Here is a 25,014-nt window from a genome sequence, read left to right as displayed (position 1 = left end):
TACCTTCGTCATCTCCTTGAAAATTCAGCAATCAATCGTTCCTGCACTTCACCGAGTGTTACTTTTTCGTTGACCTTCTGTTTTGTGAAATCCCAAATCTGTCCTATGAACTCCATGGCTTCGTCAATCTCCGGATTCGAGCCCTTCTGATAAGCACCAATATTGATAAGATCCTCTGAATTTTTGTAAACAGCCATGAGTCTTTTCATATTCTCTGAAGCCTCAATCTGATCTTCGTCAGCAATATCCTTCATCACCCGGCTTATGCTGGCCAGCACATCAATGGCAGGAAAATGACCCTTGTTTGCTATACTTCGGTTAAGCACAATATGACCATCCAAAATGCCTCGCACCGCATCAGCAATGGGTTCGTTCATATCATCGCCATCCACAAGGACTGTATAGAATGCTGTAATGGACCCCGCAGGTCCGGTCCCTGCACGTTCCAGCAGCTTGGGAAGACTTGCAAACACTGAGGGCGTATATCCTCTCATAGCCGGTGGTTCGCCTACAGCAAGTCCAACTTCGCGCTGGGCCATGGCGTAGCGGGTGACAGAGTCCATCATCAGCATGACATTTAATCCACGGTCCCGAAAATATTCAGCCACCGTTGTTGCGATCAATGCTCCTTTGATGCGAATCAGGGCTGGCTGGTCGGAGGTCGCTACAATCACCACTGATCTTTTCAGACCTTCAGGTCCCAAATCCCGTTCAATAAAGTCCAGGACTTCTCTGCCCCGTTCTCCTACTAATGCAATAACATTCACATCGGCTGCCGTGTTGCGGGCGATCATCCCCATCAAAGTACTCTTCCCGACTCCTGACCCGGCAAAAATACCGACCCGCTGCCCTTTGCCAACAGTGAGCAAACCGTCGATCGCTCGTACACCGATACTGATCGGTTCCTTAACACGTGGTCGATTTAAAGGATTTTGGGGGATGCTGTTGGTAGAACTGAAAGCCATTCTGGAGGGCAAAACGGAACCGTCCAGCGGCTGTCCCAAACCATCGAGCACTTTGCCGAGCAGTTCCGAGCCCACCTGAATACTCAGCGGCTTGCCGGTTCCAACTACATCACATCCAGGTCCAATGGAGTGCAGCTCACCCAGCGGCATCAGCAGAACTTTGTTATCCCGAAAACCTACAACTTCCGCTTGAAGTGGTTTGGCCTTCTTCGTTGGATAGATGTAACATACATCACCGATGCTGGCATCGGGCCCCTCAGATTCCACCATCAATCCGATGACTTGGGTCACTTTGCCGTTAATACGCACGGGATCAATATGCTGCAAATGATCTTTATATCGAGTACTGTTAAATCTATTCATCTGGATTTCTCCGTTCTTCTCCATCCATAGAGATACGGATCAATTCTTTTTTAATCTCAGAGAGTTGAGTATCAATTCGTGCATCTACACTTCCTAATGAAGAACGAATTACACAGCCTCGGTCCGTAACCGTCGAATCCGGTAAAATCTGCAGTTCGGCCTGAGAGTCCACGTTTAATGCAAGCTCTTCCCTGGCCGCATGCACAAATGCGAAGTGTGTTGGTGCGACACAAAGCGAGATGATGCCTTTTTCCTTTTTGCGAGCCAGATATTTAGTGATGAGATCAAGTACATATTCCGGCTCAATCGTCAGCTGCCGTTCAATAATTTTCTCAGCTATTGCACAGCTGAGGTCAACCAGAAATGGTTCCGCTTCTTGAATCAGCTCTTCCTTAGCTTCATAAGCCTGACTCAACAGTTTCTGGGCATCCTGAGTGGCTGAATCCAGAAGTTCCTGCATTTCCACCCTGGCCTTATCGGCACCTTCCTCATAACCTGCCCGGTAACCTTCGGCCTTGGAGGCTTCAGCGATATCCTCATCCTGACTCCGTCTTTCGTCCCACCAGGAAGAAATTTCGGCACGCGCGTCTGACATGATCTTCTCCGCCGCCTCGGATGCTTCACGAATTTGTCGTTCCGCAAATTCTTTGGCATCTCTGAGTATTTCCTGCTTCAACTGCTCGGCGGATTCCAATGTATAATGCACTTCAGGCTGCACGGGTTGGGGAGCTTGCTCTTGGTCTTCTTCTGTTTCCGGAAATCGGTATCTTTGGGCAAGATCAAGTTCTTTCAGCACATCCAAAGGCATATATTGAGAAGGTTTGATCAAATTAGACAATAATGTCATCTCCTCCGCCGCGGGCTATGATAATTTCGCCAGCCTCTTCAAGTCTGCGGATCGTACTTACAATACGAGTCTGTGCCTCTTCCACATCACGAAGCCGTACAGGACCCATAAACTCCATTTCTTCCTTAAAGGTTTCAGCCATCCGTTTCGACATATTGCGGAAAATGACATCACGCACTTCTTCGCTCGCCACCTTGAGAGCAAGCTGAAGATCCGCATTTTCGATATCCCGGATAATACGCTGGATTGACCGGTTGTCCACATTGACAATGTCTTCGAACACAAACATCCGCTTTTTGATCTCTTCTGCCAATTCCGGATCCTGGATTTCCAGAGCATCCAGAATGGTACGTTCAGTCCCCCGGTCAACGCCATTCAAGATTTGAACAATCGATTCAATGCCGCCGGCACTTGTATAATCTTGCGTCACCGTTGAGGAAAGCTTTTGTTCAAGGACTCGTTCCACCTGGGAAATGACTTCAGGGGAAGTACTGTCCATTACGGCAACTCTGCGTGCAACCTCAGCCTGCTTCTCTTGGGGAAGAGAAGAAAGGATACTGGCTGCCTGCTCGAATTGCAGGTATGAGAGTACCAGCGCAATGGTTTGGGCATTTTCATTCTGAATAAAATTCAGTATCTGGCTTGGATCTGCTTTTCTGGCAAAATCAAACGGTCGTACTTGCAGTGTAGCTGTCAGCCTGTTGATCACTTCCAAAGCTTTTTGCTGTCCCAATGCCTTTTCTAAAATTTCTTTAGCATAGGTAATACCGCCCTGAGAAATATATTCCTGCGCCAGACATATTTGATGGAACTCGGACATAATAATTTCTTTCTCGCCGCCGTCGACCTTGCGGACATTAGCGATCTCAAGGGTCAGCTGCTCTATCTCCTCGTCCCTCAAATGCTTGAAGATTTGTGCTGATACCTCGGGTCCAAGAGTAATTAATAATATCGCGGCTTTCTGCCTTCCGGTTAACATTTGGTTCGTCCCTCTCGCCAATGCTTCCACTCCTATTCCTCAGTAAGCCACGTACGAAGTAAATTAACGAATTCATCCGGTTTTTTCTTTGCCAGTGTCTCCAGTTGTTTGCGAACCTGGCTCTCGTTCGTCACACTCTCCAGATTAATGGAAGGGAACTCAGTTATCGGAGGCAGACTGATATTTTCTTCTTCCTCTTCCTGCTGTCTGCGTCTGCGGGCTATAAAGAATATTCCCCCAGCAATAAGAGCAAGTGCTGCAAGACCGATCCCCCACATCATTGGGTTAGATAGGAGCGGTGTATTTTCTTCGTCTAGGCCGGAGTCCATGAACTGGGAAACGACCGAAACTTTTTTACTTAGATCAGCGTCTGTATAAGTGACACCTGAATCCGACAGAGAAGCTCTAACCGTATTGATGAGGATGTTTTCAATGGCTCCTCGTGTGGCTTCATCCAAATTTTCCTGACCATTTGGTGGTTCAACAGATACATTTATGGTTAAGTCTTTTACAGAGTAAGGACTGGAGATAACATCGCGGGTTATGCGGTTAACTTCGTAGTTAATAGTGCTTGAGCTTTCCTCCGAGTTAGACTCGCCATTAGAAGAATCACTGGGATATCCTGAAATTTCTTCCTCTCCCGTTCCTGCAACTCCGCCTGTAGGACTACTTGTTCCTGAGTAATTTTTTTGTATTTCCTGTACGCTGATTTCAATCCCTTTCATTTCTTCTTCATCGACAGGAGTTACAATATTTTCTTTGCTCTGGACTTGATCGAAATTTAATTTTGACGTGACAAGTACGTTTACTTTATTAGGACCCATGTATTGGGAAAGAAACTGCTGTACATTTTTTCTCACATTGCTTTCAAACTGGTTTTGCAGTGCAAAGTTTTCTTCAACCTTGCCGATCAAACCACCTTGACCGCCTTTAGCCGTAGCCAGCAGCTCTACTTCATCATTCGTAATCGTGATGTTCTCAACAGGGAGATTCGGCACCGAGGTTTTCACAAGATTATAATAGCTGTCTACCATTTCCTGATTCGGTCGGTATCCCGGTTTGAACTTCAGGACAACAGATGCGCTAGCCTTTTCACGGTCAGCCTGAGAAGCAAAGAGGCTTTCCTTTGGCAGATTCAACAGCACTGTTGCATCATGTACGCCGCTCATTTTTTCGAGCATACGTTCAACTTCGCCGTTCAAGGCATTTACATACTTTACCTCGAACTCATTATCTGTCATTCCGATGGCTGATGAGTTTTGTTCAAATGTTTCCAGGCCGATTGTGCCGTTCTGCACCATCCCCTGTGAACCGACATCAATTTGCACCCTGGTGACGTCTTTGCCGGGAACTGAGATGCTTGTCCCATCCGGACCAAGCCAGTATGGAATGTTTTGTGATTCCAGATGGCTGATAATTCCGGCTGCATCACTGGAATCCAGCTCTCGGAAAGCTACTTCATATTCCGTTTTTGAAAACTGCATCGTCATAACGACGATCGCTATGATCACAAAAAGTATTGTTGAAACAAGCATAATTTTCTGCTTGCTGCTAAATTGATTCCAATACCCGGATGCCTTCTCCGTGTACTGGGCGATTCTTTCATTCACATTGTCACCCCATCACAGTCTTTGCTGGAAAGATTACATTTGCGTACGCATGATCTCTTGGTAGGCCTCAACTACTTTGTTTCGGACCTGTGTGGTGAGCTGTACGCTCAGCAAAGCCTGTTGGGCGGAGATCATTGTTTGATCTACACTGACTTCACCTGTCAACAGTTTGTTACTCATCATGTGAGCATTTTTCTCCTGGGATGCTACGGATTGGATAGCTTCCTCAAGGTAAGAACCGAATTGACGCATCGAATCGGAAGGTGTTGCAGCCGGCTTTGCCGTTATTTGAGGCTGCATCTGAAGGGAGCCGGTGGTTAACAAGGTATTCTGGATCAAAAATGTTTCCTCCTGTTCAGTCTATATGTAAGACCTTCATTATCTGCCAATCTCCAATGCTTTCATGACCATGGCTTTGGAAGCATTTAATGCTGTGACATTTGCTTCGTAGGACCGGCTGGCCGAGATCAAATCCACCATTTCTTTTGTTATATCCACATTGGGCATAAATACATATCCTTCTGCATTCGCGTCAGGATGCCCAGGATTATAAACTGGCTTCAAAGGTGATTTATCTTCCCGAATCGCACTAACCTTGACGCCTTGACCAGCACTGCCACTTCCCTTGTTTTCCATTTGGGATTGAAGCATTTTCTGGAAACTGTCCTGCATCGGCTCCATCACGACCATCTTGCGGCGATAAGGTACCGACACACCGTTCTCTACTTTTGCTCTTGTTGTTTCGGCGTTAGCAATATTAGAAGATATAACATCCATTCTGAACCGTTGTGCAGTCAGTGCTGAAGCACTGACATTAAAACTCCCTGTTAAGTTCATGTAACATTATCTCCCTTCCACTGCGGAACGCATCAAACGAATATGTTCATTCACTGCCTGAATGTATGAATTATATCGAAGCTGATTTTCAGCTAACAACGACATCTCGCGATCGATATCAACATTATTGCCGTTATTGTTCATAGCGCTTGAATGGTCGGTCTGCAAAGAAGATTGAGGAATTCCTTGTGTTGGACCAATCACAAAATGCCTTGGATCTGTTCGTTTGCCGGAAATTGTCATCTTCAAGCTGTTCATTTCCGTTTTCAACATACTCTCGAAAGCTACCTCCGACCTCTTGTAATGAGGGGTATCCACATTGGCGATATTATTCGAAATCACCACATTACGAGCATTTGCCGCATCCAAACCTGCTTGCAGGTACTGAAAGCTGCTGCCGCCTAATAAGTTCACCAGACCCACCCTTTCTCTCTAAATCGCTGTCCAACCATTTCCACACTTTTCGACTAAATCCTCTTTTTCGACAAAATAAAAATAATTCATATGCACTATCATGGGACTTAAGTAGAAAAAGACAACATGCTGTCACATAAACTAAGTTTCTTAGAGATTGGTACTTTTTACAATAAGAAAAAAGCCCTATCTTTTACCAAAAAGAAGGGCTTAGGATTCATTTTTACACGTAATTCACCTAAAATATTCTATTTAATGTGAGAAACTGTGGGAAATTATTGTCGTTATTATCCATTTGTTGATTGTGTTCCTAAATGACAGCACGATCTAGGACCTAACTCGCTCGGTAACATGGTCCCATGTTTTTTCAGGATTATGAAAATTAATTTCTAACTCATTTCATTTTTAATCTATAATATATACTGGCTTAAGTCCCGATCCTGAGCAATTTCACCCAGCTTCTCCCGGACATACTGCGGGGTAATTACCATGCGGTCCAGGGTTAGTTCAGGCGCCTCGAAAGAAAGATCCTCCAAAAGCTTCTCCAGTATCGTATGAAGTCTTCTCGCACCTATATTCTCAGTATTCTGATTCACAGAAGCGGCGATTTGTGCGATCTCCCGGATGGCTTCCGGAGAAAACTCCACCTCGATATCTTCGGTTTGCAGCAGGTGAACGTATTGTTTTGTAAGTGCATTCTTGGGCTCTGTCAAAATCGACACAAAATCGTCTAAGGACAAACTTTTCAATTCCACTCGAATCGGGAAACGCCCCTGCAGCTCCGGGATCAAATCAGAAGGTTTGGCAATATGGAATGCCCCGGCGGCAATAAACAGAATATAGTCTGTTTTAACAGGACCATATTTGGTCATAATCGTGGATCCTTCGACGATTGGAAGTATATCTCGCTGGACGCCTTCCCTGGACACGTCTGGGCCTGAACCCCTGCCTTGGCTTGCTACCTTGTCAATTTCATCGATAAAAATAATGCCGGACTGCTCAGCCCTGCGCACGGATTCCTGAGTAACCTCATCCATATCGATCAGCTTGGCTGCTTCTTCCTGGATAAGCACCTTGCGCGCTTCCTTGACCGTCAGTTTACGCTTCTTGGTGCGTTTTGGCATCAAGTTTCCGAACATTTCCTGCATATTCATACCCATCTGATCGTTGCCTTGCCCGGCAAACATATCAAACATGTTAGGCGCACTGTCTTCCACATCAATTTCAATCAGATCGTCCTCGAGCTTGCCGGATAAAAGATTAAACCGAACCTGCCGGCGCTTTTCATTGACAGAGCTGTCATTCTCAGGCGTCTCTTCTTGTGCTTCTTGATTTTGTCCATTGCTTCCGCCAAACAGCATTTCAAACGGATTGCGCTGATTCTTCTGCCCCTTCTTAGAAGGCGCCAGAATCTGAACAATACGCTCATTGGCCATTTCTTCCGCTTTGTCTTTTACCTCTTCGGTCCGTTCCAGCTTGACCATTCGGATCGCTGTTTCCACCAAATCCCGCACCATGGATTCAACATCACGGCCCACGTAACCGACTTCAGTAAATTTGGTGGCTTCTATTTTGACAAAAGGTGCACGAACGAGCTTTGCCAGACGCCGGGCAATCTCGGTTTTCCCGACACCTGTAGGCCCCATCATGAGAATATTTTTCGGTACGATTTCATCCCGGTCTTCTTCGCTGAGAAGACTTCGCCGATAGCGGTTGCGTAAAGCTACGGCTACTGACTTCTTAGCCTCTTTCTGTCCAACAATATACTTATCAAGTTCGGCTACAATTTGCCTTGGGGTCATCGACTCGTTCTTCATCTCATTCCTCCGTCCTAAGAAAGTTCCTCTACAATAATATTACTGTTCGTATATACACAGACCTCAGAAGCGATCTGAAGGGCTTCCCTTGCGATTTCAGACGCGTCAAGGTGACCTGCATGACGCTTCAGCGCCCGGCCGGCTGACAGAGCAAAATTGCCCCCTGAGCCGATCGCCAGCACATCATCATCGGGTTCTATAATCTCTCCGCCGCCGGAGATCAGAAGCATACCGGTTTTATCCATAACGATCATCAAGGCTTCAAGCTTACGTAATATACGGTCCTGACGCCAATCTTTTGCGAGTTCAACAGCTGCTCGCTGCAGATTGCCATGATGCTCTTCCAGTTTACCTTCAAATTTCTCGAATAATGTGATTGCATCCGCCACAGAACCGGCAAAACCGGCGACAACTTGTCCCCGGTATAGGCGCCGTACTTTTTTGGCGGTTTGCTTCATCACGACGTTTTGCCCGAACGTAACCTGTCCATCACCTGCAATAGCAGCTTTACCTTGATGCCGGACGGCACAGATCGTCGTCGCGTGAAAAGTCATCTCCATAATGGCAAACCTCCTCATACGAATTGTATTAGATTTCTTTTTGATCCATATAGAATGAAGTTTATAATTTATACACAGGTCCACTTCGCTTCTCCAGATTGATTCTCACTCTACGTTAACATGTTAATTTTATATTCAGTCTATCTAGTTCTAATTATTAATAATTACGAAGCTCATGTGTGTGAATGAATTCGCCCAGCTTCTCAAGTGCTCGGTTAGCGAGCGCCTCATTCTTCTCTTTTTTGTTGCGAATTCGGTTGGGGAGGGCTGGCAGCAGACCAAAGTTGGCATTCATCGGCTGAAAATGTTTAGGGTCCGCATTGGTTATATAGTGGGACATACTCCCTATGGCAGCTTCCTCTGGAAATACTATGCCTTCCTGCCCCGTTGCAGCTCTAGCAGCATTAATCCCTGCAATCAAGCCGGAAGCCGCGGATTCTACATATCCTTCCACACCCGTCATCTGCCCTGCCAGGTACAGTCCAGGCCGACCTTTAACCTGATAAGTAGGTTCCAGCAGCTTTGGTGAATTGACGAACGTATTGCGATGCATAACACCATATCGTACTATCTCAGCGTTCTCAAGACCCGGAATCATGGAGAACACACGCTTCTGCTCTCCCCACTTTAGATGTGTCTGGAAGCCTACCAAATTGTAAAGTGTGCCTGCTGCGTTGTCCTGACGAAGCTGAACAACTGCGTATGGCAGTTTGCCGGTATGCGGGTTCACAAGTCCGACTGGTTTCATCGGTCCGAACAATGCGGTTTGCTTGCCGCGTTTCATCATTACTTCAATAGGCATACAGCCTTCGAAATAAATTTCTTTTTCGAATTCCTTCAGTTCGGCAACTTCAGCACTGATTAAAGCATCGTAAAATGCATTGAACTCTTCTTCTGTCATGGGACAGTTTAAATATGCAGCTTCACCCTTATCGTATCGCGATGCGAGATAGACCTTGCTCATATCAATGGAATCTTTTTCAATGATCGGTGCTGCTGCATCATAAAAGTAAAAATAGTCTTCACCCATCAGTTTTCGGATTTGTTCCGACAGCGCAGGTGATGTAAGCGGACCTGTTGCGATCACAACGATCCCTTCATCAGGTATATGCTGAATTTCTTCGTTTACAACCTGAACCAGAGGATGCTGATGAAGAGTTTCCGTAATTTCACCTGAAAAACCATCTCTGTCTACCGCGAGCGCTCCGCCAGCCGGAACTGCATTCCGGTCGGCCGAACCAATGACCAGGGAATTTAGCATTCGCATCTCTTCTTTTAAGACACCAACTGCATTAGTCATACCATTCGCACGGAGCGAGTTGCTGCACACGAGTTCAGCAAACTGATTTGTGTGATGAGCCGGCGTCTTAACAACAGGCCGCATTTCATACAAGGTAACCGGAATACCGCGGCTTGCCAGCTGCCATGCAGCCTCACTTCCAGCAAGTCCTGCTCCAATTACTGTTACTCTCTGTGTATCATTCACTTACATTAACCCCCTGTTTTCCTTACAAATCCGAACCGTCTTCCGGCTCTTCTACCATTTCTGTATGGTCGCAAGCAGTACACTGCAATTTGATTCCCTGCTTGCTTTTCTTCTCGGTCATCAAGCTGCCGCAGCTTGGGCAAGGCTTGGTCGACGGTTTATCCCATGAAACGTAATCACATTCCGGATACTTGTCACAGCCATAAAAAATACGGCCTTTTTTGCTTCTTCGTTCGACAACATGACCTTCTTTACAGGTAGGACATGTAACACCGATATCTTTAATAATCGGTTTAGTGTTCCGGCACTCTGGAAAGCCTGAGCAGGCAAGAAATTTTCCGAATCGGCCCAGCTTGTATACGAGATGCTTTCCGCATTTCTCACATATTTCATCTGAAACCTCATCTTCAATCTCAATTTCCTTCATTTCTTCTTCAGCAAAGGTAAGACGCTTCTCAAAGGATTGATAAAACTCTGCGAGAACCTTGACCCAGTCCTCGGATCCTTCTTCGACATGGTCCAAATTCCCTTCCATATTAGCTGTGAATTCCACATTCAGAATTTCCGGGAAAAACTGCTCCATCTGTTCGATGACCAGTTCTCCTAATTCTGTTGGCATAAACTTTTTCTCTTCAATAGCTACGTAGCCCCGCTTCTGAATCGTCTCCAGTGTCGGTGCATACGTACTTGGTCTTCCGATTCCGAGCTCTTCCAGTGTCCGTACTAACCTGGCTTCACTGTAACGAGGAGGCGGCTGCGTAAAATGCTGCTTCGGCTCGATCCCCTCGGTATCCGGTTGATCTCCGGATTTGAGTTCAGGAAGAAACTTTTCCTCTTCGGTTGTGCCGTCGTCGTTGCCTTCCACATACACTTTCATAAAACCAGGGAAACGCACCTTGGATCCTGTGGCACGGAAAGTGGCCGGCCCTGCGCTAATGTCAACTGACATGGTATCCAGAACAGCAGAGGCCATTTGACTGGCAACAAAACGTTCCCAGATCAGCTTGTACAAACGAATCTGATCACGGCTCATATATGACTTCACACTATCCGGATCACGAAGAATCGAAGTTGGTCTGATCGCTTCATGAGCGTCCTGCGCGTTCGCGGACTTTTTAGAGTACTGACGCGGGCTTTCTGGAACGAAATCATCGCCATATTTCTCTGCTATAAATTCCTTGGCTTCACCTTGGGCCGTTTCCGAGACACGATTGGAATCTGTACGCATATAGGTGATCAAACCTACAGTACCTTCCTTCCCAAGTTCCACCCCTTCATACAGCTGCTGTGCAACTGACATGGTCTTTGCGGCACGGAATCCCAGTTTCCTGGCAGCTTCCTGCTGCAGTGAAGACGTTGTGAAAGGCGGAGACGGGTGACGCTGCCGTTCTCTTTCTTTCACTTCAGCAACTTCAAAAGCCCTGCCCTGAATCACAGAGAGGATCTCATTCACATCCTGCTCGCTGCCAAGCTCTTTTTTATTGCCATCTAGCTTATGAAATTTCGCATCAAATGCACTGCCTTTAATGGCAAGCTTTGCTGTAATCGTCCAATATTCTTCCGGTACAAAAGCACTGATTTCGTTCTCACGGTCCAGAATGATCTTGACCGCAACAGACTGTACACGGCCGGCCGAAAGACCTTTTTTCACTTTTTTCCACAGCAGCGGACTGATTTTATATCCTACCAGGCGATCTAAAATACGACGTGCCTGCTGCGCATTTACTAGATCCATATTAATTTTGCGCGGCGTTTTAAAAGCATCCTTAACGGCTGTTTTCGTAATTTCATTAAATACGACCCTCAGACTTTGCGTTTCATCCAGATCGAGCGCATGCGCCAAGTGCCAGGCAATCGCTTCTCCCTCACGATCGGGGTCAGCTGCGAGATACACTTTTTTCACTTTCTTGCTGGCATCTTTAAGTTCTTTAAGAACAGAACCTTTTCCGCGGATCGTAATATATTTCGGATTGAAATCGTTTTCGACCTCAACTCCGATTTGGCTTTTCGGCAGATCACGAACATGGCCCATTGAGGCCTTTACGATGTATTTGCTGCCGAGATATTTGCCAATCGTTTTCGCCTTAGCCGGCGATTCTACGATGACGAGTGAATCCGCCACAGGTTCATCCTCCTCCAAAAATAACTTTCCTATTTTATATAATCTTATATATAGCGCCGGGTAGTTGGGTTATCTGTTTTTTTATGATTAAAGATAACAGAACTGAATGCAAAAGTCCAAAATTCCATCTAGACTCTCCCAACAACTCATCCAGGGTACGCGGTCCCTGCTGCAACATATGGTAAAGCTCGCTTTCATCATTTGTCAACCCGAGGTTATCCTTCCCACTCCCTGCACCTACACCATCAGGATGAACTTCTTCATCTCTATGGTGGCATTTAACCTGCCATCCATACTCTTCGGCAATATCCTTACCAGCCGTAACAAGTTTGGCTCCTTGTTTGATCAGATCCAATGTGCCTCTGCTCTTGGGAGAGGTGATCGGTCCGGGAACTGCGTAAACATCTCTTCCGGCTTCAAGTGCTGCATCGGCCGTGATGAGTGAACCGCTTCGAGCATCGGCTTCGACCACTAGAGTTCCCCAAGTGAGACCGGCAATGATTCGGTTGCGCTGCGGAAAAAATCCGGGATGAGCTTTTGTGCCTGGCGGATATTCAGATACAATGAGGCCCTCGCGGGAAATTTCTTCATATAATGAGCGGTTTTCCGGCGGATAGATGACATCAATTCCCGCGCCGAGCACAGCAATCGTATGTCCCTTGCAGCGTAAGGCCGTCTCATGAATAACACTGTCGATTCCCCGTGCCATCCCGCTGACAACACATATTCCTAATCCAATGAGATCTTCTGTTAAGAGTGAGGCCACTTTCCGGCCATATGCCGTCGGTACCCGGGTTCCCACCATAGCGATGCTCGGTGTATCCAGAAGTTCTTGATCTCCAAACGTATATAATACCCACGGAGCCTGGGGAGAAGACTTTAACATGTCAGGATAACCTGCATCAAAAATAGTGATCACTCCCATCCTGCCATCTTTCCATACTGACAGCTTTCGGCATACCTTGTCGACAGACTCCGCCAACTCACAAGAGAGCTTCTGAGCTATTTCGACAGAAAGACCGATTTCCTTCCATTCCTTATCGCGATAAGTTACCATCTCTGGGCTTAAACCGTGTTGATAAATCTTATCCAGTGTCTTCCAGCCAATTCCCTCCGTCTCATGCAATGCGATCAAAATCGCTTGAATGCTGCTGTAGTCCACGTTACCCTCTCCTTAATCATGAATTGATTAAAAACACAAAAAGCAACCTTTTATTTCCTGCAAGGAAATAAAAGGTTGCTTACCTGTTTATCTAACTATGAGGTAAAGATATATTAGTGTGTTGTGCAGAGATTCAAAATCCCTTTTTCCTCCAAGACACTAACAAGTGTAGATCCCATCTCCGAAGGCGTTGGCGATACTTTAATACCGCATGCTTCCAGTACGGAAATTTTCTCACTCGCCGTTCCTTTTCCGCCTGAAATAATCGCTCCGGCGTGACCCATACGTTTTCCTGGAGGCGCAGTTGCACCACCGATAAAGCCCACAACCGGTTTGGTCATGTTTTCTTTGATCCACTCGGCTGCTTCTTCTTCTGCAGTTCCGCCAATCTCCCCGATCATGATGACCGCGTGAGTCTGCGGATCTTCATTGAAAAGCTTCAGAATGTCGATGAATTCAGAACCTTTTACCGGGTCACCGCCGATTCCTACTGCAGAGGATTGACCTATGCCGCGCGCTGTCAGCTGATGTACCGCTTCATAAGTAAGGGTACCGCTTCGAGACACCACACCCACATGGCCAGGCATATGAATATATCCCGGCATGATACCGATCTTACATTCACCCGGCGTAATAACACCAGGGCAGTTCGGACCGATCAGCGTCGTTTTTTTGCCTTCCATATAACGAGCTACCTTCACCATATCGAGAACTGGTATGCCTTCTGTAATACAAATAACCAGTTCCATTTCGGCATCGATCGCTTCAAGAATAGAATCGGCTGCAAAAGCCGGTGGTACATAAATAACACTAGCAGTAGCACCAGTTGCGGCTTTTGCTTCTTCAACAGTATTAAATACCGGAAGCGTTACGTTTTCACCGTTTTCCAGCGCTATTTCAACCTGTGTTCCGCCCTTGCCGGGAGAAGTTCCTCCGACCATCTGCGTTCCATAATCCAACGCACCTTTTGCATGGAAAAGAGCGGTTTTGCCAGTGATCCCCTGGGTGATCACTTTTGTATGCTTATCGACCAAAATACTCACGATTGATTCACATCCCCTAACTGTTTTTTGAAAATGAAAGCAACCGCACGGCGGGATCACGGGATCCTTCGTGCCATGCTCCTGAAGGAATGAATATTACTGAACGAGAGAAACGATTTTCTGTGCTCCGTCAGCCATGGAATCGGCCGGAACAATGTTCAATCCGGACTCCGCCAAGATTTTCTTACCCAGATCTACATTCGTACCCTCAAGACGAACTACGAGCGGACGCGTAAGGCCCAGCTGTCTTGCGGCTTCCACAACACCGCTGGCAATAACGTCACAACGCATAATGCCGCCGAAGATGTTGACGAAGATCCCTTTTACCTGCGGGTCAGACAGAATGATTTTAAACGCTTCGGTAACCTTTTCTGTCGTTGCACCGCCCCCTACATCAAGGAAGTTGGCCGGGTCGCCGCCATAGTATTTGATAATATCCATGGTAGCCATCGCAAGTCCAGCTCCATTAACCATGCAGCCGATGTTTCCGTCCAGTGCTATGTAACTCAGATCGTACTTGGACGCTTCGATTTCCTTCTCGTCTTCTTCATCCAGATCACGAAGCTCCTGGATATCCTTGTGGCGGAATAGTGCGTTGGAATCAAAGTTCAGCTTCGCATCCAATGCCATTACGTTTCCGTCTCCGGTAACGACAAGCGGATTAATCTCGGCGATCGAGCAATCCTTTTCCACAAAAGCTGTATAAAGCGCAATCATAAATTGGGATGCTTTATTCACCAGTTCTTTTGGTATGTTGATGGCATAGGCCAGTTTACGAGCCTGGAACATTTGCATGCCTACCGCAGGATCAATAACTTCTTTGAAGATTTTCTCAGGCGTTGCAGCAGCAACTTCTTCGATTTCCGTTCCGCCTTCTTCGGAAGCCATCATGACAACACGGCCGGTGGTTCTGTCAACAACAACGCCGACATAATATTCCTTGCGGATGTCACAGCCTTCTTCGATAAGCAAACGCTTAACTTCCTTGCCTTCTGGTCCTGTCTGATGTGTAACAAGCACTTTGCCTAAAATTTCTTCAGCATAAGCCCGTACTTCATCCAGTCCTTTGGCGACTTTAACACCGCCTGCTTTACCGCGTCCACCTGCATGGATTTGAGCCTTGACAACCGTTACAGGACTGCCCAGCGATTGAGCTGCTTCCACAGCTTCTTCCACCGTAAAGGCCACCTTGCCGTTCGGAACAATCACTCCATATTGCTTCAGTACTTGTTTTCCTTGATATTCATGGATATTCATTCTGGAATCCTCCTATCAAACTGACTGGAAAAAGGCCATTCTCACCTGTATATAAACCCAAGCTATTGTATCACGTTTTTAAAACGCTTACCTTAAAAATATGATAGGTCATCCACAGTATTTTGATATGAGTATGATTCCTTCAAGAGAATGCTTGGGAAATTATGTTAACCCATCTTCTATTTGATCAAGTTCAATTTGTATTTTTGCTTGTAAAATAGCATGGGGTTTGGGAAGATGGATGTGGATATTTTCGGAATTTAATCTGGCATATGAAGATTTGCGTTAAGATTAGCGTAAGCGCCTTCAGAAGGAGGATCCTGATGAATTGGTTGAAATCTTTTTTTTCGCTCCATTCCCTGTTTTACAAAATGCTGATCTATTTTCTCATTGTGATCACTCTGCTATCTTCCTATAATTTATGGTCCATGACCTATTATTCCCGAAATGTAAATAACGAGATCGTCAAATATAACCTGAACCTGATCGGAAATACAGTCGACAATTTTGAAAAGCAGTATACCACCTGGAAGAATCTGTTCCTCAATCTACAGCATGATGAGTTTGTGGCCAATATCAGCAGACAGGCAGATGGCGGAGGAAAAAGAGGCATTGATTATCTGCAGGTGGATATCGTTATGGATCAAATCCGTACACAGGTTACCCAGCCCTATTATCATTTGAACAATGTCATGGTTTACTACCCCAAGCATTCATTCCTCATTGAGCGGGACGGCATTGTTAACGATGACCGGATGTTTGACCATTATTATAAAAGCAGCTCATACCCCTATGAGTTCTGGAAAAGTGAAGACAGCAGCCCCGGATTTATGCATTTTCTGCCCGCCAGCTCCTTTTCCGTCAGTACACAAAACAATGAGCTGCAGCTGCTGCCGATCTTGACGAATACACAAAACAGTCCATGGAAAATCATTGCCTTTGTAAATCTGAACAGCTGGTATGAGTCTTATAAAGGGATGGCTGGTTCCAACTTTCTGCTGGTGAATCAAGAAGGGACCACACTCTTCCAATCTGCTCCAGACACAGAGCCTCATCCATTGCCGGAATGGGATGGCAAAAGTGAATGGATGATGGAGAACGGAACCTACTATTTTTTTGAAAAAGGGGCACATTCCGGCCTGACCTACATTTCTGTCATTCCGCATAATCAGCTCAATCAGAGCATCAGCCGCATGAACTGGATCGCTGTGGTGCTGTTTGCTTCAACACTGTTCATCGGAACCTTGGCTTCATGGTTCTTCTCCCGCAATATCAACCGTCCTTTAAGAAAAATGATTACTGGACTCGGGCAGGAGAAGATGGATTTGTATCAAGGCACCATTTCTGAATTTACTGCAATTTCAAATCATCTTCATGGACTGCAGCATGAACGCAATTCGATCAAGGAATGGATGGACAATACAAAACCGCTGCTCACCAGCTACAACTACCTGGCCAAATTTAAAAACATTGAAATTGATACCGATGCTTCAAAAGAGCTTTGGGTTGGCGAAGGAGCCTTTATGGTCATTGTCTATCAGCTGCGCTGCAGACATCTTTCTTCTGCTCCGCTGCATGCCTTGATGACGAAAGCGACAGGAAAGATCAAGGATGTGATTACCCTTCAGGTGAATCAGGCTTTTCCTTTGTCTCATACCCTGCAAATGGAAGGCAGTCAAATCATATCCATTGTGTATACCCAGGAAAAATCGAAGCACCTGCAGGAGTGTCTGCACCGTCTCAAGACGATTTTCGACCATGATCATCGTACATACCTTGTGAATATTGGCGTTTCATCCGTTTTTCAGGATACTTCAGAATTCGATCAGGCCTATGCTGAAGCCATCTCTCTTCTGCGCCAGGCCATGCCTTTGGAGGAAACCCAGATCATTTGGGAGATCGAGCCCCAGGCAGATATAACAGGATTCTCTCCAGAGCAGGAGCATGAATTTTTCGTTAATGTTCAGGCAGGGAACGAGAGCAGCAGCCAGCAGCTTCTCGAACGCGCACTGGCAAGAATGCACCGCCAGCAGGCCACTGCGGAGCAGTTGAGTCATTTTGCGGCATCGGTATCGGGTCGGATGAGAAAGACTTTAGACCTTTTGAAGATCAGTGACGATGTGCTGCCGGATTATAAGGAAAAGCTCGCATACTGTGTCACGCCTGAGCAATATCGGGAGATTCTTCTGGATGAAGTCGCTCATGCCACAAGGGCGATCTCTCTGAAGAGGGAAGAGCATTACGATATTATTCAGTATGTCATACACTATTTGGAATCTCATTATACGGAGGATATCTCGCTGGAGCAGCTTGCATCAAAACTGAACATGTCGCCTACGTACCTTTCGGGATATATCAAAGAGAAAACAGGCAGCAACTTCAGCGACCAGCTGAATGGCATTCGAATCGCAAAGGCGAAAGAGCTTCTGAAAACGACAAATATGCCGATCCAAGAAGTAGGACAGCACATCGCTTACCGCAATGTCACTTCTTTTATCCGCATGTTCAAAAAAATAACCGGCCAAACACCAGGTGATTACCGGAAAACCCACTGGGTCCGATAACTGCTTGGTGAGCGGCCGGTGCGCTTATCCTTTTACGGAGCCGATCAGTGCTCCCTTAACAAAGTATTTCTGGATAAATGGATACACACAAAGGATCGGTAACGTAGACACCATAATGGTCGCAAATTTCAATCCATCTTCTACAATAACAATATCTCCGACGATCGGACCGTCGGTTCCTGTAAATTGACCGGACAGTACGATATTTCTGAGAATGACTTGCAGCGGCTGCAAATCGGCATCCCGCAAGTATAACAGCGGCCCCATGAAGTTATTCCACATACCGACTGCGTAGTATAACCCGATGGTTGCAAAAACCGGCTTGGACAACGGAAGCACAATCCTGAAAAATATGCCGATCTCCGACAGTCCGTCTATTTTACCGGACTCTTCCAGCTCCTGAGGCAGTCCCAGGAAAAAGGTGCGCATAATCAACAGGTTCCAGGTGCTCACAGCGCCAGGCAATACCATACCCCAGACTGTGTTGACCAGTCCGAGTTCCTTGACAACCAGAAAGGTAGGAATCATGCCTCCACCAAAAAACATCGTAAAAACAATCAGAAGCAGAATGGGTTTGCACATGACCATCTTGGTTTTAGATAATGAATATGCTCCTAAGGCGGTAACTAATAAAGAAATTGCTGTTCCGAGAATCACATAAATTAACGTGTTTTTATACCCTGTCAATACTCTTCCATCCTCAAACACATATTGATACATGTCCAGGTTAAATCCCTTTGGCCATAACCATACCTCACCTGAGGCAATCGCAGCGGAATCACTGAGAGAAACCGCCATCATATAGACAAACGGGTACAAGCAAGCAAAAACTACGCCTGACAGCAGGAAGGCATTTAAGACGTCGAACCAGCTCCACTTCCATTTCGATTTCATGTTGTTCCTCCTCTACCAAATACTGCTTCCGCTGACACGGCGGCTGATGTAATTTGCTCCAATAATAAAGATAAAGCTGATAATACCGGTAAACAGATCAATCGCCGTAGCATAGCTGTAATTGCCCTGAGTCAAACCGACCCGATAGACATAAGTCGATATAATATCTGCTGTCTCATAGGTCGCCGGTGTTGCAAGAAGGTATACTTTCTCGAACCCGATCTCCAGTATTTTTCCGATATCGAGGATCAGAATAATGACGATGGCCGGTGCGATCCCTGGAAGTGTGATATTCAGCGTCTGCTTCCAGCGGTTAGCTCCATCCATCCGTGCCGCTTCGTACAGCTGCGGATCAATGGCTGTCAGAGCAGCCAGGAATATAATCGTTCCCCAGCCGATATGCTGCCAAATGTCTGAGCTGATATATATCGTTCTGAACCAAGAGGATTCGACTAGAAAATTGATCTTGTCAAGTCCCACTGCACTGATCATTTGGTTAATCAATCCTCCTGTAGGAGACAAAAACATGACCGCAATCCCGGCTACGACGACATTGGAAATAAAATGCGGGAGGTAGCTCACCGTCTGGACAAACCGTTTCAGAAAAGATTTACTCACTTCATTTATGAGCAGAGCGAGTATAATCGGCGCGGGAAAACCAAATATCAGTTTATATAATCCAAGCAGGAATGTATTTCGAAGGACTGGCCAGAAGTCTGGCGTATTAAAAAACATGTTAAAGTACTTAAATCCCACCCAATCACTTTCCGTAATTCCTTTGAACAAATTGTAGTCCATGAAAGCAATGGAAATACCAAATATAGGAACATACTTAAAAATCAAATAATACAACGCACACGGCAGCAGCAGGATCAGAAGATACCTGTCTCGCTTTACTCTTCCCATAAAACTCATTTCTTTAGGTGCCTGCAACAACGTATCCTCCTTAGATGCTGGAATGAGTTCATTACGATCATCCTCTTATTACAGACGGACTCCGCTGAGAATCGCAGAGCCTGTCTGTAAAGAGAACCCTGTACACTCTTACTATTTACTTATTTCCCTTCGTTCAGGAAGGATTGGTTACGCTCATAAGCGGCTTTATAGACATCCAGCACCTGCTGGACACCAAGTTTATTTACTTCTTTAACGTAAGCATCCCATTCATCCATTTTTTTCTGGCCCAAAATAAACTTGGCGATCTGCTCTTCGTGATATTTTTTAACGGTTTCTCCTACCATGCCGAGAACTTCATTTTCTTCATTGGTGAAGGCCAGCCGTGGCTGCGCTTTGGTTTCATGATCTGGTGCGATTTTCATCGCCTCCTGCATTTTCGGAGAATACATCGATTCAAATGCTGTCATATCCAATACCGTATGCGCACCAATGGTGGCAATCCCTGTCTTTGTTCTCAAATCTCCGAACTCTTTATATTCAGCATTGAACTTGCGCTCCCCGTTCTCGGTTGTAAAGGTTTCCCCTTCTTTCCCCCACGTTGCAAGCTCAATCCCTTCAGGGGAGTACAGGAAATCAAGATATTTAAGAAGTGTCTCCTGGTCCTTGGTAGTCGATGCTACTGCGAAACCATCACCCTGCAAACCGGCGAACACATTCTGAGACTTGCCATCCGGTGTCCCTACTGGCGGAACCATATAATCAAGGCTGAACTCCGAGGCATTGTCACCCAGAACAAGCGGAAGCTCATCCATAATCCCGATATAGTCACTGGCAATAAACGCTTTATTCTGAAGAAGCAAATCGTTAAACTGCTTCCGTTTATGGGCCATAAAATCCGGTGCAACTAACCCCTCTGTATAAAATTTATTCATATATTCGACCATTACTTTGTAGTTGTCCTCTGTCGGACCGTAACGCCATTCCTCTGTGTCATAATCAAAATAATAACTGCTGTGCGTGTTAAATCCCGGTGACATATTAATCAATGGGCTTAAACCGTTGAAGACAGCAATCGGGAAGCTGTCCGGATATAATTCCTTCAGCTTTTTCGCAGTAGTGTACAGCTCATCATAGGTTGTTGGAGGCGTCAGATCATGCTTTTTAAAGATGTCATCACGGTAAAGCCAGGATCGTCTGGACTGCTGTTCAAGTCCATACAGAGGCAGAAAGTAGTTCTTGCCTTCAGGAGAGAGAATCGCGCCCTTTACATCGGAATGATCGTCCAGAAATTTTTTGTAGTTTGGCATTTTATCCAAATGCTCGAAAAAGTCGACGAATGCACCGCTGCTGCCATGGGTATTGGCGGCATTCAAGCTGTTAACCATCATTAAATCCGGCATTTCCCCTGAAGATATAGCCAGGTTCATCGTGGTTGTATAATCACTCATCACCGGCTGCACCTTGAAGGATACGCCTGTTTCTTCTTTAAGGAATTTATAGATTGGCCAGTTTTCTTTATAAGGCCAGTTCGTATGGGAGAAGGTCATCATTTCTAATGTGACTTCTTTTGTCCCCAAGTCAACGCTTTCAGAACCTCCCTCACCAGCGCCGTCTTTTGCGCATCCGCTTAATAATGATCCTGTCAGTAAAGCAGCAAGCGCTGCCTTTCCCAGCTTTCGATTCCAAATGCTCATGTCATCGTCCCCTTCATTTCTTTAATGATAAAGCGGTCAACTGTATCGATCCGATTGCCGCTTACGGAATTGATTCTACTTGACCATTCCATAAATGACCATTCACATTCCTTCCCGTAATCCTCTGCTGCTACGATTCAGAAGAAGTGTTAATGATCTGAAATAAGGTATATTTATTGCTTAAATCCCTTGCTGCTAAAGGATTTCTCTACTTTTGCAGACTTGGGAAAAGGATTGCGATTGACAGATGCCGGACAAGCTTCTACAATACGGACTATACGATTCGCGAAAATGAGGAAGCACCCTTTTCGAGTAATTTGAAGAGAGGTGCTTTTTATTTATGTATGGAAAATTGCACAGCGCCTGCCTGTATGGCATTGATGGTGTAATGATTCAAGTGGAAGTTGATTTGGCCAATGGTCTGCCCCAAACCTCCATTATCGGATTACCTGACTCCTCGATCCGGGAATCGGTAGAACGCGTTCGAGCTGCGATTAAAAATTGTGGTTATACCTACCCTCTTCAGCGCATCACGATTAATCTGGCCCCGGCAGACTTGCGAAAAGAAGGCTCAGCCTTCGATCTGGCTGTAGCATTAGGCATTCTGATCACCAGCAGTCAGCTGACACTCCCATCCCAGGATCGTCTCCTGATCCTGGGTGAGCTGGCTCTGGACGGAAGTCTGCGCCCGGTTACCGGTACACTGTCCATCGCAGAGCGGGCCAAACGGGAAGGTTATGATGGACTGCTGCTTCCTTTAGCCAATGCACCGGAAGCCGCGCTGATTCAAGGTCTGCAGATTTACGGACTTTGTCATCTGAATGAATTGACAGAATACCCGGCCGGGTCAGGAGAAAAATCGAAAAGCTCACAGGGACAACAAGAAGCAGCAGCCGTTAACTTGGAGAAGCTTAGATTTACTCCAGCTCCAAAAGGTCGCGATCTGTCTCACAGCGGATCTTATGCTTCGGATGAAGATTACAGTGATGTGTACGGGCAGCTGCACATCAAACGAGCTTTGACAATTGCTGCTGCCGGCATGCACAATATTCTGTTAATCGGACCTCCAGGTACCGGAAAAACCATGCTGATCAAACGCCTGCCTTCGATCATGCCGGATCTCAGCGAGAAGGAGTCTCTGGAGACGACCAAAATTTTCAGCGCAGCCGGAAAACTCAAACAAGAGGACGGACTGCTTCGTAAACGCCCTTTTCGTTCACCACATCACACCATTTCGCAGGGCGGTCTCATCGGCGGAGGCAGCATTCCCAAACCGGGAGAAGTCAGCCTCGCCCATCGCGGCATTCTGTTTCTGGACGAGCTCCCGGAATTCTCACGCCATGTGCTGGAAGTGCTTCGTCAACCGCTGGAAGATCATGAAGTTACCATCAGCCGGGCCCGGGCTGTCTTTACGTATCCATCCCGCTTTATGCTGGCCTGTTCCATGAATCCTTGTCCTTGCGGATATTACGGGGCAGACACTCCACTGCATCGCTGCACCTGCAGCCTCCCCAGAATTGCAGGCTACCGTTCCAAAATCTCCGGCCCGCTTCTGGACCGGATTGACATTCAAGTCGATGTTCCCAGACCTCGTGAACGTCCCGGCACTTCTCAGCCTCTCTCATCTGCCGAGATGCGTGAAGAAGTGCTCCGTGCACGAGCCATTCAGCTGAAGCGATATCATCAGTTTCCGATCAGCTGGAACAGCGAATTGCATGGAAGCACACTCAGGCGGTTTGCACATCTGGATGAATCGGCAGGCAAACTGCTGCATGCTGCATTAGAATCCCTTGGCCTCAGCATGAGAGCGTATGACCGAATTTTGAAAATATCGAGGACGATTGCAGATCTCGAGGGATCATCTAACATCAATGCCGATCATATCGCGGAAGGAATTCAGTATCGCCAGCTGGATGCCAAACAGGTTTATCAAGATGAAATTATGGATGATTAAAGCCAAAAAAAGCGAGCGCGCCGTTAACTAACCGGTGCGCTCGCTTTTTATAAACAAGGATGCCTGTGATGCTATCAATATTCTAGTTCTTTATTTCAGTCTTTAAATGTTGGGATCTCTAAAATGCATTAGGAATATGATCAAGTGACTCTTCCTCTAACTCAGCGGATAATATGACGGCCACCACATCAAAGCGGATCTGCATGTGGTCATAATGATTCATATGAATATACTGACGGGCTGTACCGCGCACCTGTTGAATTTTACGAAAATCTACGGATTCTCCCGGTGTCCCGAAGAACCCTGTCGCGCTGCGGCTCCTCACTTCAACAAAAACAAGTTGATCTCGGTCCAATGCCACAATATCCAGCTCACCGAAACGGCACCGCCAGTTGCGGTCCAGAATCTGTAATCCTTTTAACATTAAAAAGCGAACAGCTGCTTCTTCGGCGGCCGCCCCTTTTTGCTGCTTGGTTATTTTCCTGCGGCCTGTTTCCCGATTCATAGCTGATTCTCCCCTTTTTTTGCGCGATTCTCAGTCTGGTACACGTAAGTAAGCACTTCTGCCACCAGCTGATATAACTCAGGCGGGATCTGCTGATCCAAATCCAGCTTCGACAGCACCTCTACCAGTGCCGCATCCTCCTGTACAGGGACCCCATTTGCCTTAGCCCGCTCCAGAATTGTTTCAGCCAGCCTGCCTTGGCCTTTGGCAGTTACGATCGGTGCCTCACTTTCTCCGGGGCTGTATTTCAAAGCCACTGCTTTTTTCATTGCTTTAGTCGGCTCTTTAGATTCATTGGAGAGGTCGCTCATATTTTCAAATCCACCCCTTTGTAGGCATCCGGTATGTAGTCCAAAGCCGAATTCCCATCATAAGAGATAGGCTCTGCTTCAGGTTCGGGAAAAGGGGTCGTTTTTATGCTCAGCAGCTGATAGCCGATACCTTCCACAGCTCCAGCAAGAGTCTGTCTTTGAGATGCAAACAACTCCTGTGCCCAGGGCTGATCATTTTTCATTTGGATGCTGACAATTCGGTCTACTACCTGTACGTCAATGACGGTATGACCCAGAGTCTTCATATCCAGATCAAACCACAGCCGGCAGTTCGTATGATCGAGTTCACCTTTGCGGCCTCTTTTGGACTGTATTTGAACCGAGGCGGTCTGCTCACCATCCGGTCCATGAAGGGGAATAAACATGGTGATCTGTGCAAACGGAGCGGTCCGGTCTGTATTTAACAGCAGCTGCTGGCCTGTCAGATGCTGCAGCACTTGCTGTGCAGCGTCCCGAAAGGATAACGGCAGCTCGTCAGCAGTCGAAAGCTGAAGCAGCAGGCCTTTGATGCTCTCCTGCAGTTCTGCGGCCTCGGTATGGGCCAGCGCAGCAGGCATATGCTGCAGAGGCGCCGGCCGATCCTGTCCGGGCGGGAAGCTGCTGGCATGCGGCAGCGGACGCGGCATTTCAGCGTCCGCTGCGTCGGCGGGAGCGCCCGCGGCGGGGCCTGCGGCTGCGCTTGCGCCCGCGGCGGGGCCTGCGCCCACGGCGG

Annotated in this window: 21 protein-coding genes and 1 pseudogene; 2 read left to right on the top strand and 20 right to left on the bottom strand. The window is 46.6% G+C overall.

All coding sequences use genetic code 11. From position 1 onward, the window contains the following. Nucleotides 1–8: 8 nt before the first annotated feature. The 14 genes from fliI to sucC form a co-directional block, all read right to left on the bottom strand. Nucleotides 9–1,328, bottom strand: a complete 1,320-nt coding sequence (gene fliI / locus HII30_RS10300; protein ID WP_169504943.1) for a flagellar protein export ATPase FliI — start codon at nt 1,326–1,328, stop codon at nt 9–11. Further along, nucleotides 1,321–2,166, bottom strand: a complete 846-nt coding sequence (locus tag HII30_RS10295; protein ID WP_169504942.1) for a FliH/SctL family protein — start codon at nt 2,164–2,166, stop codon at nt 1,321–1,323. Before HII30_RS10295 ends, fliI begins: the two co-directional genes overlap by 8 nt. Continuing rightward, the gene (gene fliG / locus HII30_RS10290) at nt 2,159–3,175 is read right to left on the bottom strand and encodes a flagellar motor switch protein FliG (protein WP_169504941.1); all 1,017 of its coding nucleotides are present in this window, start codon (nt 3,173–3,175) and stop codon (nt 2,159–2,161) included. The genes HII30_RS10295 and fliG overlap by 8 nt, the downstream gene beginning before the upstream one ends. A gap of 11 nt (nt 3,176–3,186) precedes the next feature. Then, nucleotides 3,187–4,764: a flagellar basal-body MS-ring/collar protein FliF gene (fliF, locus tag HII30_RS10285; RefSeq protein ID WP_169504940.1), complete on the bottom strand. Its 1,578-nt coding sequence runs from the start codon at nt 4,762–4,764 to the stop codon at nt 3,187–3,189. Nucleotides 4,765–4,797: 33 nt separating this feature from the next. Next, the gene (gene fliE / locus HII30_RS10280; protein WP_169504939.1) at nt 4,798–5,103 is read right to left on the bottom strand and encodes a flagellar hook-basal body complex protein FliE; all 306 of its coding nucleotides are present in this window, start codon (nt 5,101–5,103) and stop codon (nt 4,798–4,800) included. Between the two features lie 39 nt (nt 5,104–5,142). Further along, the gene (gene flgC / locus HII30_RS10275; protein WP_169504938.1) at nt 5,143–5,601 is read right to left on the bottom strand and encodes a flagellar basal body rod protein FlgC; all 459 of its coding nucleotides are present in this window, start codon (nt 5,599–5,601) and stop codon (nt 5,143–5,145) included. Nucleotides 5,602–5,607: 6 nt separating this feature from the next. After that, nucleotides 5,608–6,015: a flagellar basal body rod protein FlgB gene (flgB, locus tag HII30_RS10270; protein ID WP_169505090.1), complete on the bottom strand. Its 408-nt coding sequence runs from the start codon at nt 6,013–6,015 to the stop codon at nt 5,608–5,610. Between the two features lie 410 nt (nt 6,016–6,425). Beyond that, the gene (gene hslU / locus HII30_RS10265; protein ID WP_169504937.1) at nt 6,426–7,832 is read right to left on the bottom strand and encodes an ATP-dependent protease ATPase subunit HslU; all 1,407 of its coding nucleotides are present in this window, start codon (nt 7,830–7,832) and stop codon (nt 6,426–6,428) included. 14 nt (nt 7,833–7,846) lie between these two features. Next, a complete protein-coding gene (hslV, locus tag HII30_RS10260; RefSeq protein ID WP_169504936.1) occupies nt 7,847–8,392 on the bottom strand; it encodes an ATP-dependent protease subunit HslV in 546 nt (181 codons plus the stop codon). A gap of 157 nt (nt 8,393–8,549) precedes the next feature. After that, nucleotides 8,550–9,878 (bottom strand): FADH(2)-oxidizing methylenetetrahydrofolate--tRNA-(uracil(54)-C(5))-methyltransferase TrmFO, encoded by a 1,329-nt coding sequence (gene trmFO / locus HII30_RS10255; protein WP_169504935.1) that lies wholly within the window; start codon nt 9,876–9,878, stop codon nt 8,550–8,552. Between the two features lie 22 nt (nt 9,879–9,900). Next, complete coding sequence (topA, locus tag HII30_RS10250; RefSeq protein ID WP_169504934.1) at nt 9,901–12,000, bottom strand: type I DNA topoisomerase; 2,100 nt, start codon at nt 11,998–12,000, stop codon at nt 9,901–9,903. 34 nt (nt 12,001–12,034) lie between these two features. Next, the gene (gene dprA, locus HII30_RS10245) at nt 12,035–13,162 is read right to left on the bottom strand and encodes a DNA-processing protein DprA (RefSeq protein WP_343045092.1); all 1,128 of its coding nucleotides are present in this window, start codon (nt 13,160–13,162) and stop codon (nt 12,035–12,037) included. Between the two features lie 113 nt (nt 13,163–13,275). Next, nucleotides 13,276–14,205, bottom strand: a complete 930-nt coding sequence (sucD, locus tag HII30_RS10240; RefSeq protein WP_169504933.1) for a succinate--CoA ligase subunit alpha — start codon at nt 14,203–14,205, stop codon at nt 13,276–13,278. Between the two features lie 96 nt (nt 14,206–14,301). Continuing rightward, complete coding sequence (gene sucC / locus HII30_RS10235; RefSeq protein WP_169504932.1) at nt 14,302–15,462, bottom strand: ADP-forming succinate--CoA ligase subunit beta; 1,161 nt, start codon at nt 15,460–15,462, stop codon at nt 14,302–14,304. 323 nt (nt 15,463–15,785) lie between these two features. On the opposite strand from sucC, the gene HII30_RS10230 reads away from it, so the two are divergent. Further along, nucleotides 15,786–18,026, top strand: a complete 2,241-nt coding sequence (locus tag HII30_RS10230) for a helix-turn-helix domain-containing protein (RefSeq protein WP_169504931.1) — start codon at nt 15,786–15,788, stop codon at nt 18,024–18,026. Between the two features lie 24 nt (nt 18,027–18,050). On the opposite strand, the gene HII30_RS10225 is transcribed toward HII30_RS10230, so the two are convergent. The 3 genes from HII30_RS10225 to HII30_RS10215 form a co-directional block, all read right to left on the bottom strand. Continuing rightward, nucleotides 18,051–18,920: a carbohydrate ABC transporter permease gene (locus tag HII30_RS10225; protein WP_169504930.1), complete on the bottom strand. Its 870-nt coding sequence runs from the start codon at nt 18,918–18,920 to the stop codon at nt 18,051–18,053. A 12-nt stretch (nt 18,921–18,932) separates the two neighbouring features. Further along, complete coding sequence (locus HII30_RS10220; RefSeq protein ID WP_169505088.1) at nt 18,933–19,835, bottom strand: ABC transporter permease; 903 nt, start codon at nt 19,833–19,835, stop codon at nt 18,933–18,935. 140 nt (nt 19,836–19,975) lie between these two features. After that, nucleotides 19,976–21,511, bottom strand: coding sequence for an ABC transporter substrate-binding protein (locus tag HII30_RS10215; RefSeq protein ID WP_169504929.1), 1,536 nt, complete (start codon nt 21,509–21,511; stop codon nt 19,976–19,978). A 340-nt stretch (nt 21,512–21,851) separates the two neighbouring features. On the opposite strand from HII30_RS10215, the gene HII30_RS10210 reads away from it, so the two are divergent. Beyond that, on the top strand, nt 21,852–23,465 hold the full coding sequence (locus tag HII30_RS10210) for a YifB family Mg chelatase-like AAA ATPase (RefSeq protein ID WP_169504928.1): 1,614 nt from the start codon (nt 21,852–21,854) through the stop codon (nt 23,463–23,465). A gap of 118 nt (nt 23,466–23,583) precedes the next feature. On the opposite strand, the gene HII30_RS10205 is transcribed toward HII30_RS10210, so the two are convergent. The 3 genes and pseudogenes from HII30_RS10205 to HII30_RS10195 form a co-directional block, all read right to left on the bottom strand. Further along, nucleotides 23,584–23,970, bottom strand: coding sequence for a YraN family protein (locus HII30_RS10205; protein ID WP_169504927.1), 387 nt, complete (start codon nt 23,968–23,970; stop codon nt 23,584–23,586). Beyond that, on the bottom strand, nt 23,967–24,281 hold the full coding sequence (locus HII30_RS10200; protein ID WP_169504926.1) for an EscU/YscU/HrcU family type III secretion system export apparatus switch protein: 315 nt from the start codon (nt 24,279–24,281) through the stop codon (nt 23,967–23,969). Before HII30_RS10200 ends, HII30_RS10205 begins: the two co-directional genes overlap by 4 nt. Further along, a pseudogene (locus tag HII30_RS10195) lies at nt 24,278–25,014 on the bottom strand (hypothetical protein); the annotation flags it as partial. The gene HII30_RS10200 and the pseudogene HII30_RS10195, both read right to left, overlap by 4 nt.

The organism is Paenibacillus lemnae (genome assembly GCF_012933385.1).
Classification (GTDB): Bacteria; Bacillota; Bacilli; order Paenibacillales; family Paenibacillaceae; genus Paenibacillus_AQ; species Paenibacillus_AQ lemnae.
This window is presented reverse-complemented; position numbering and strand designations above follow the sequence as displayed.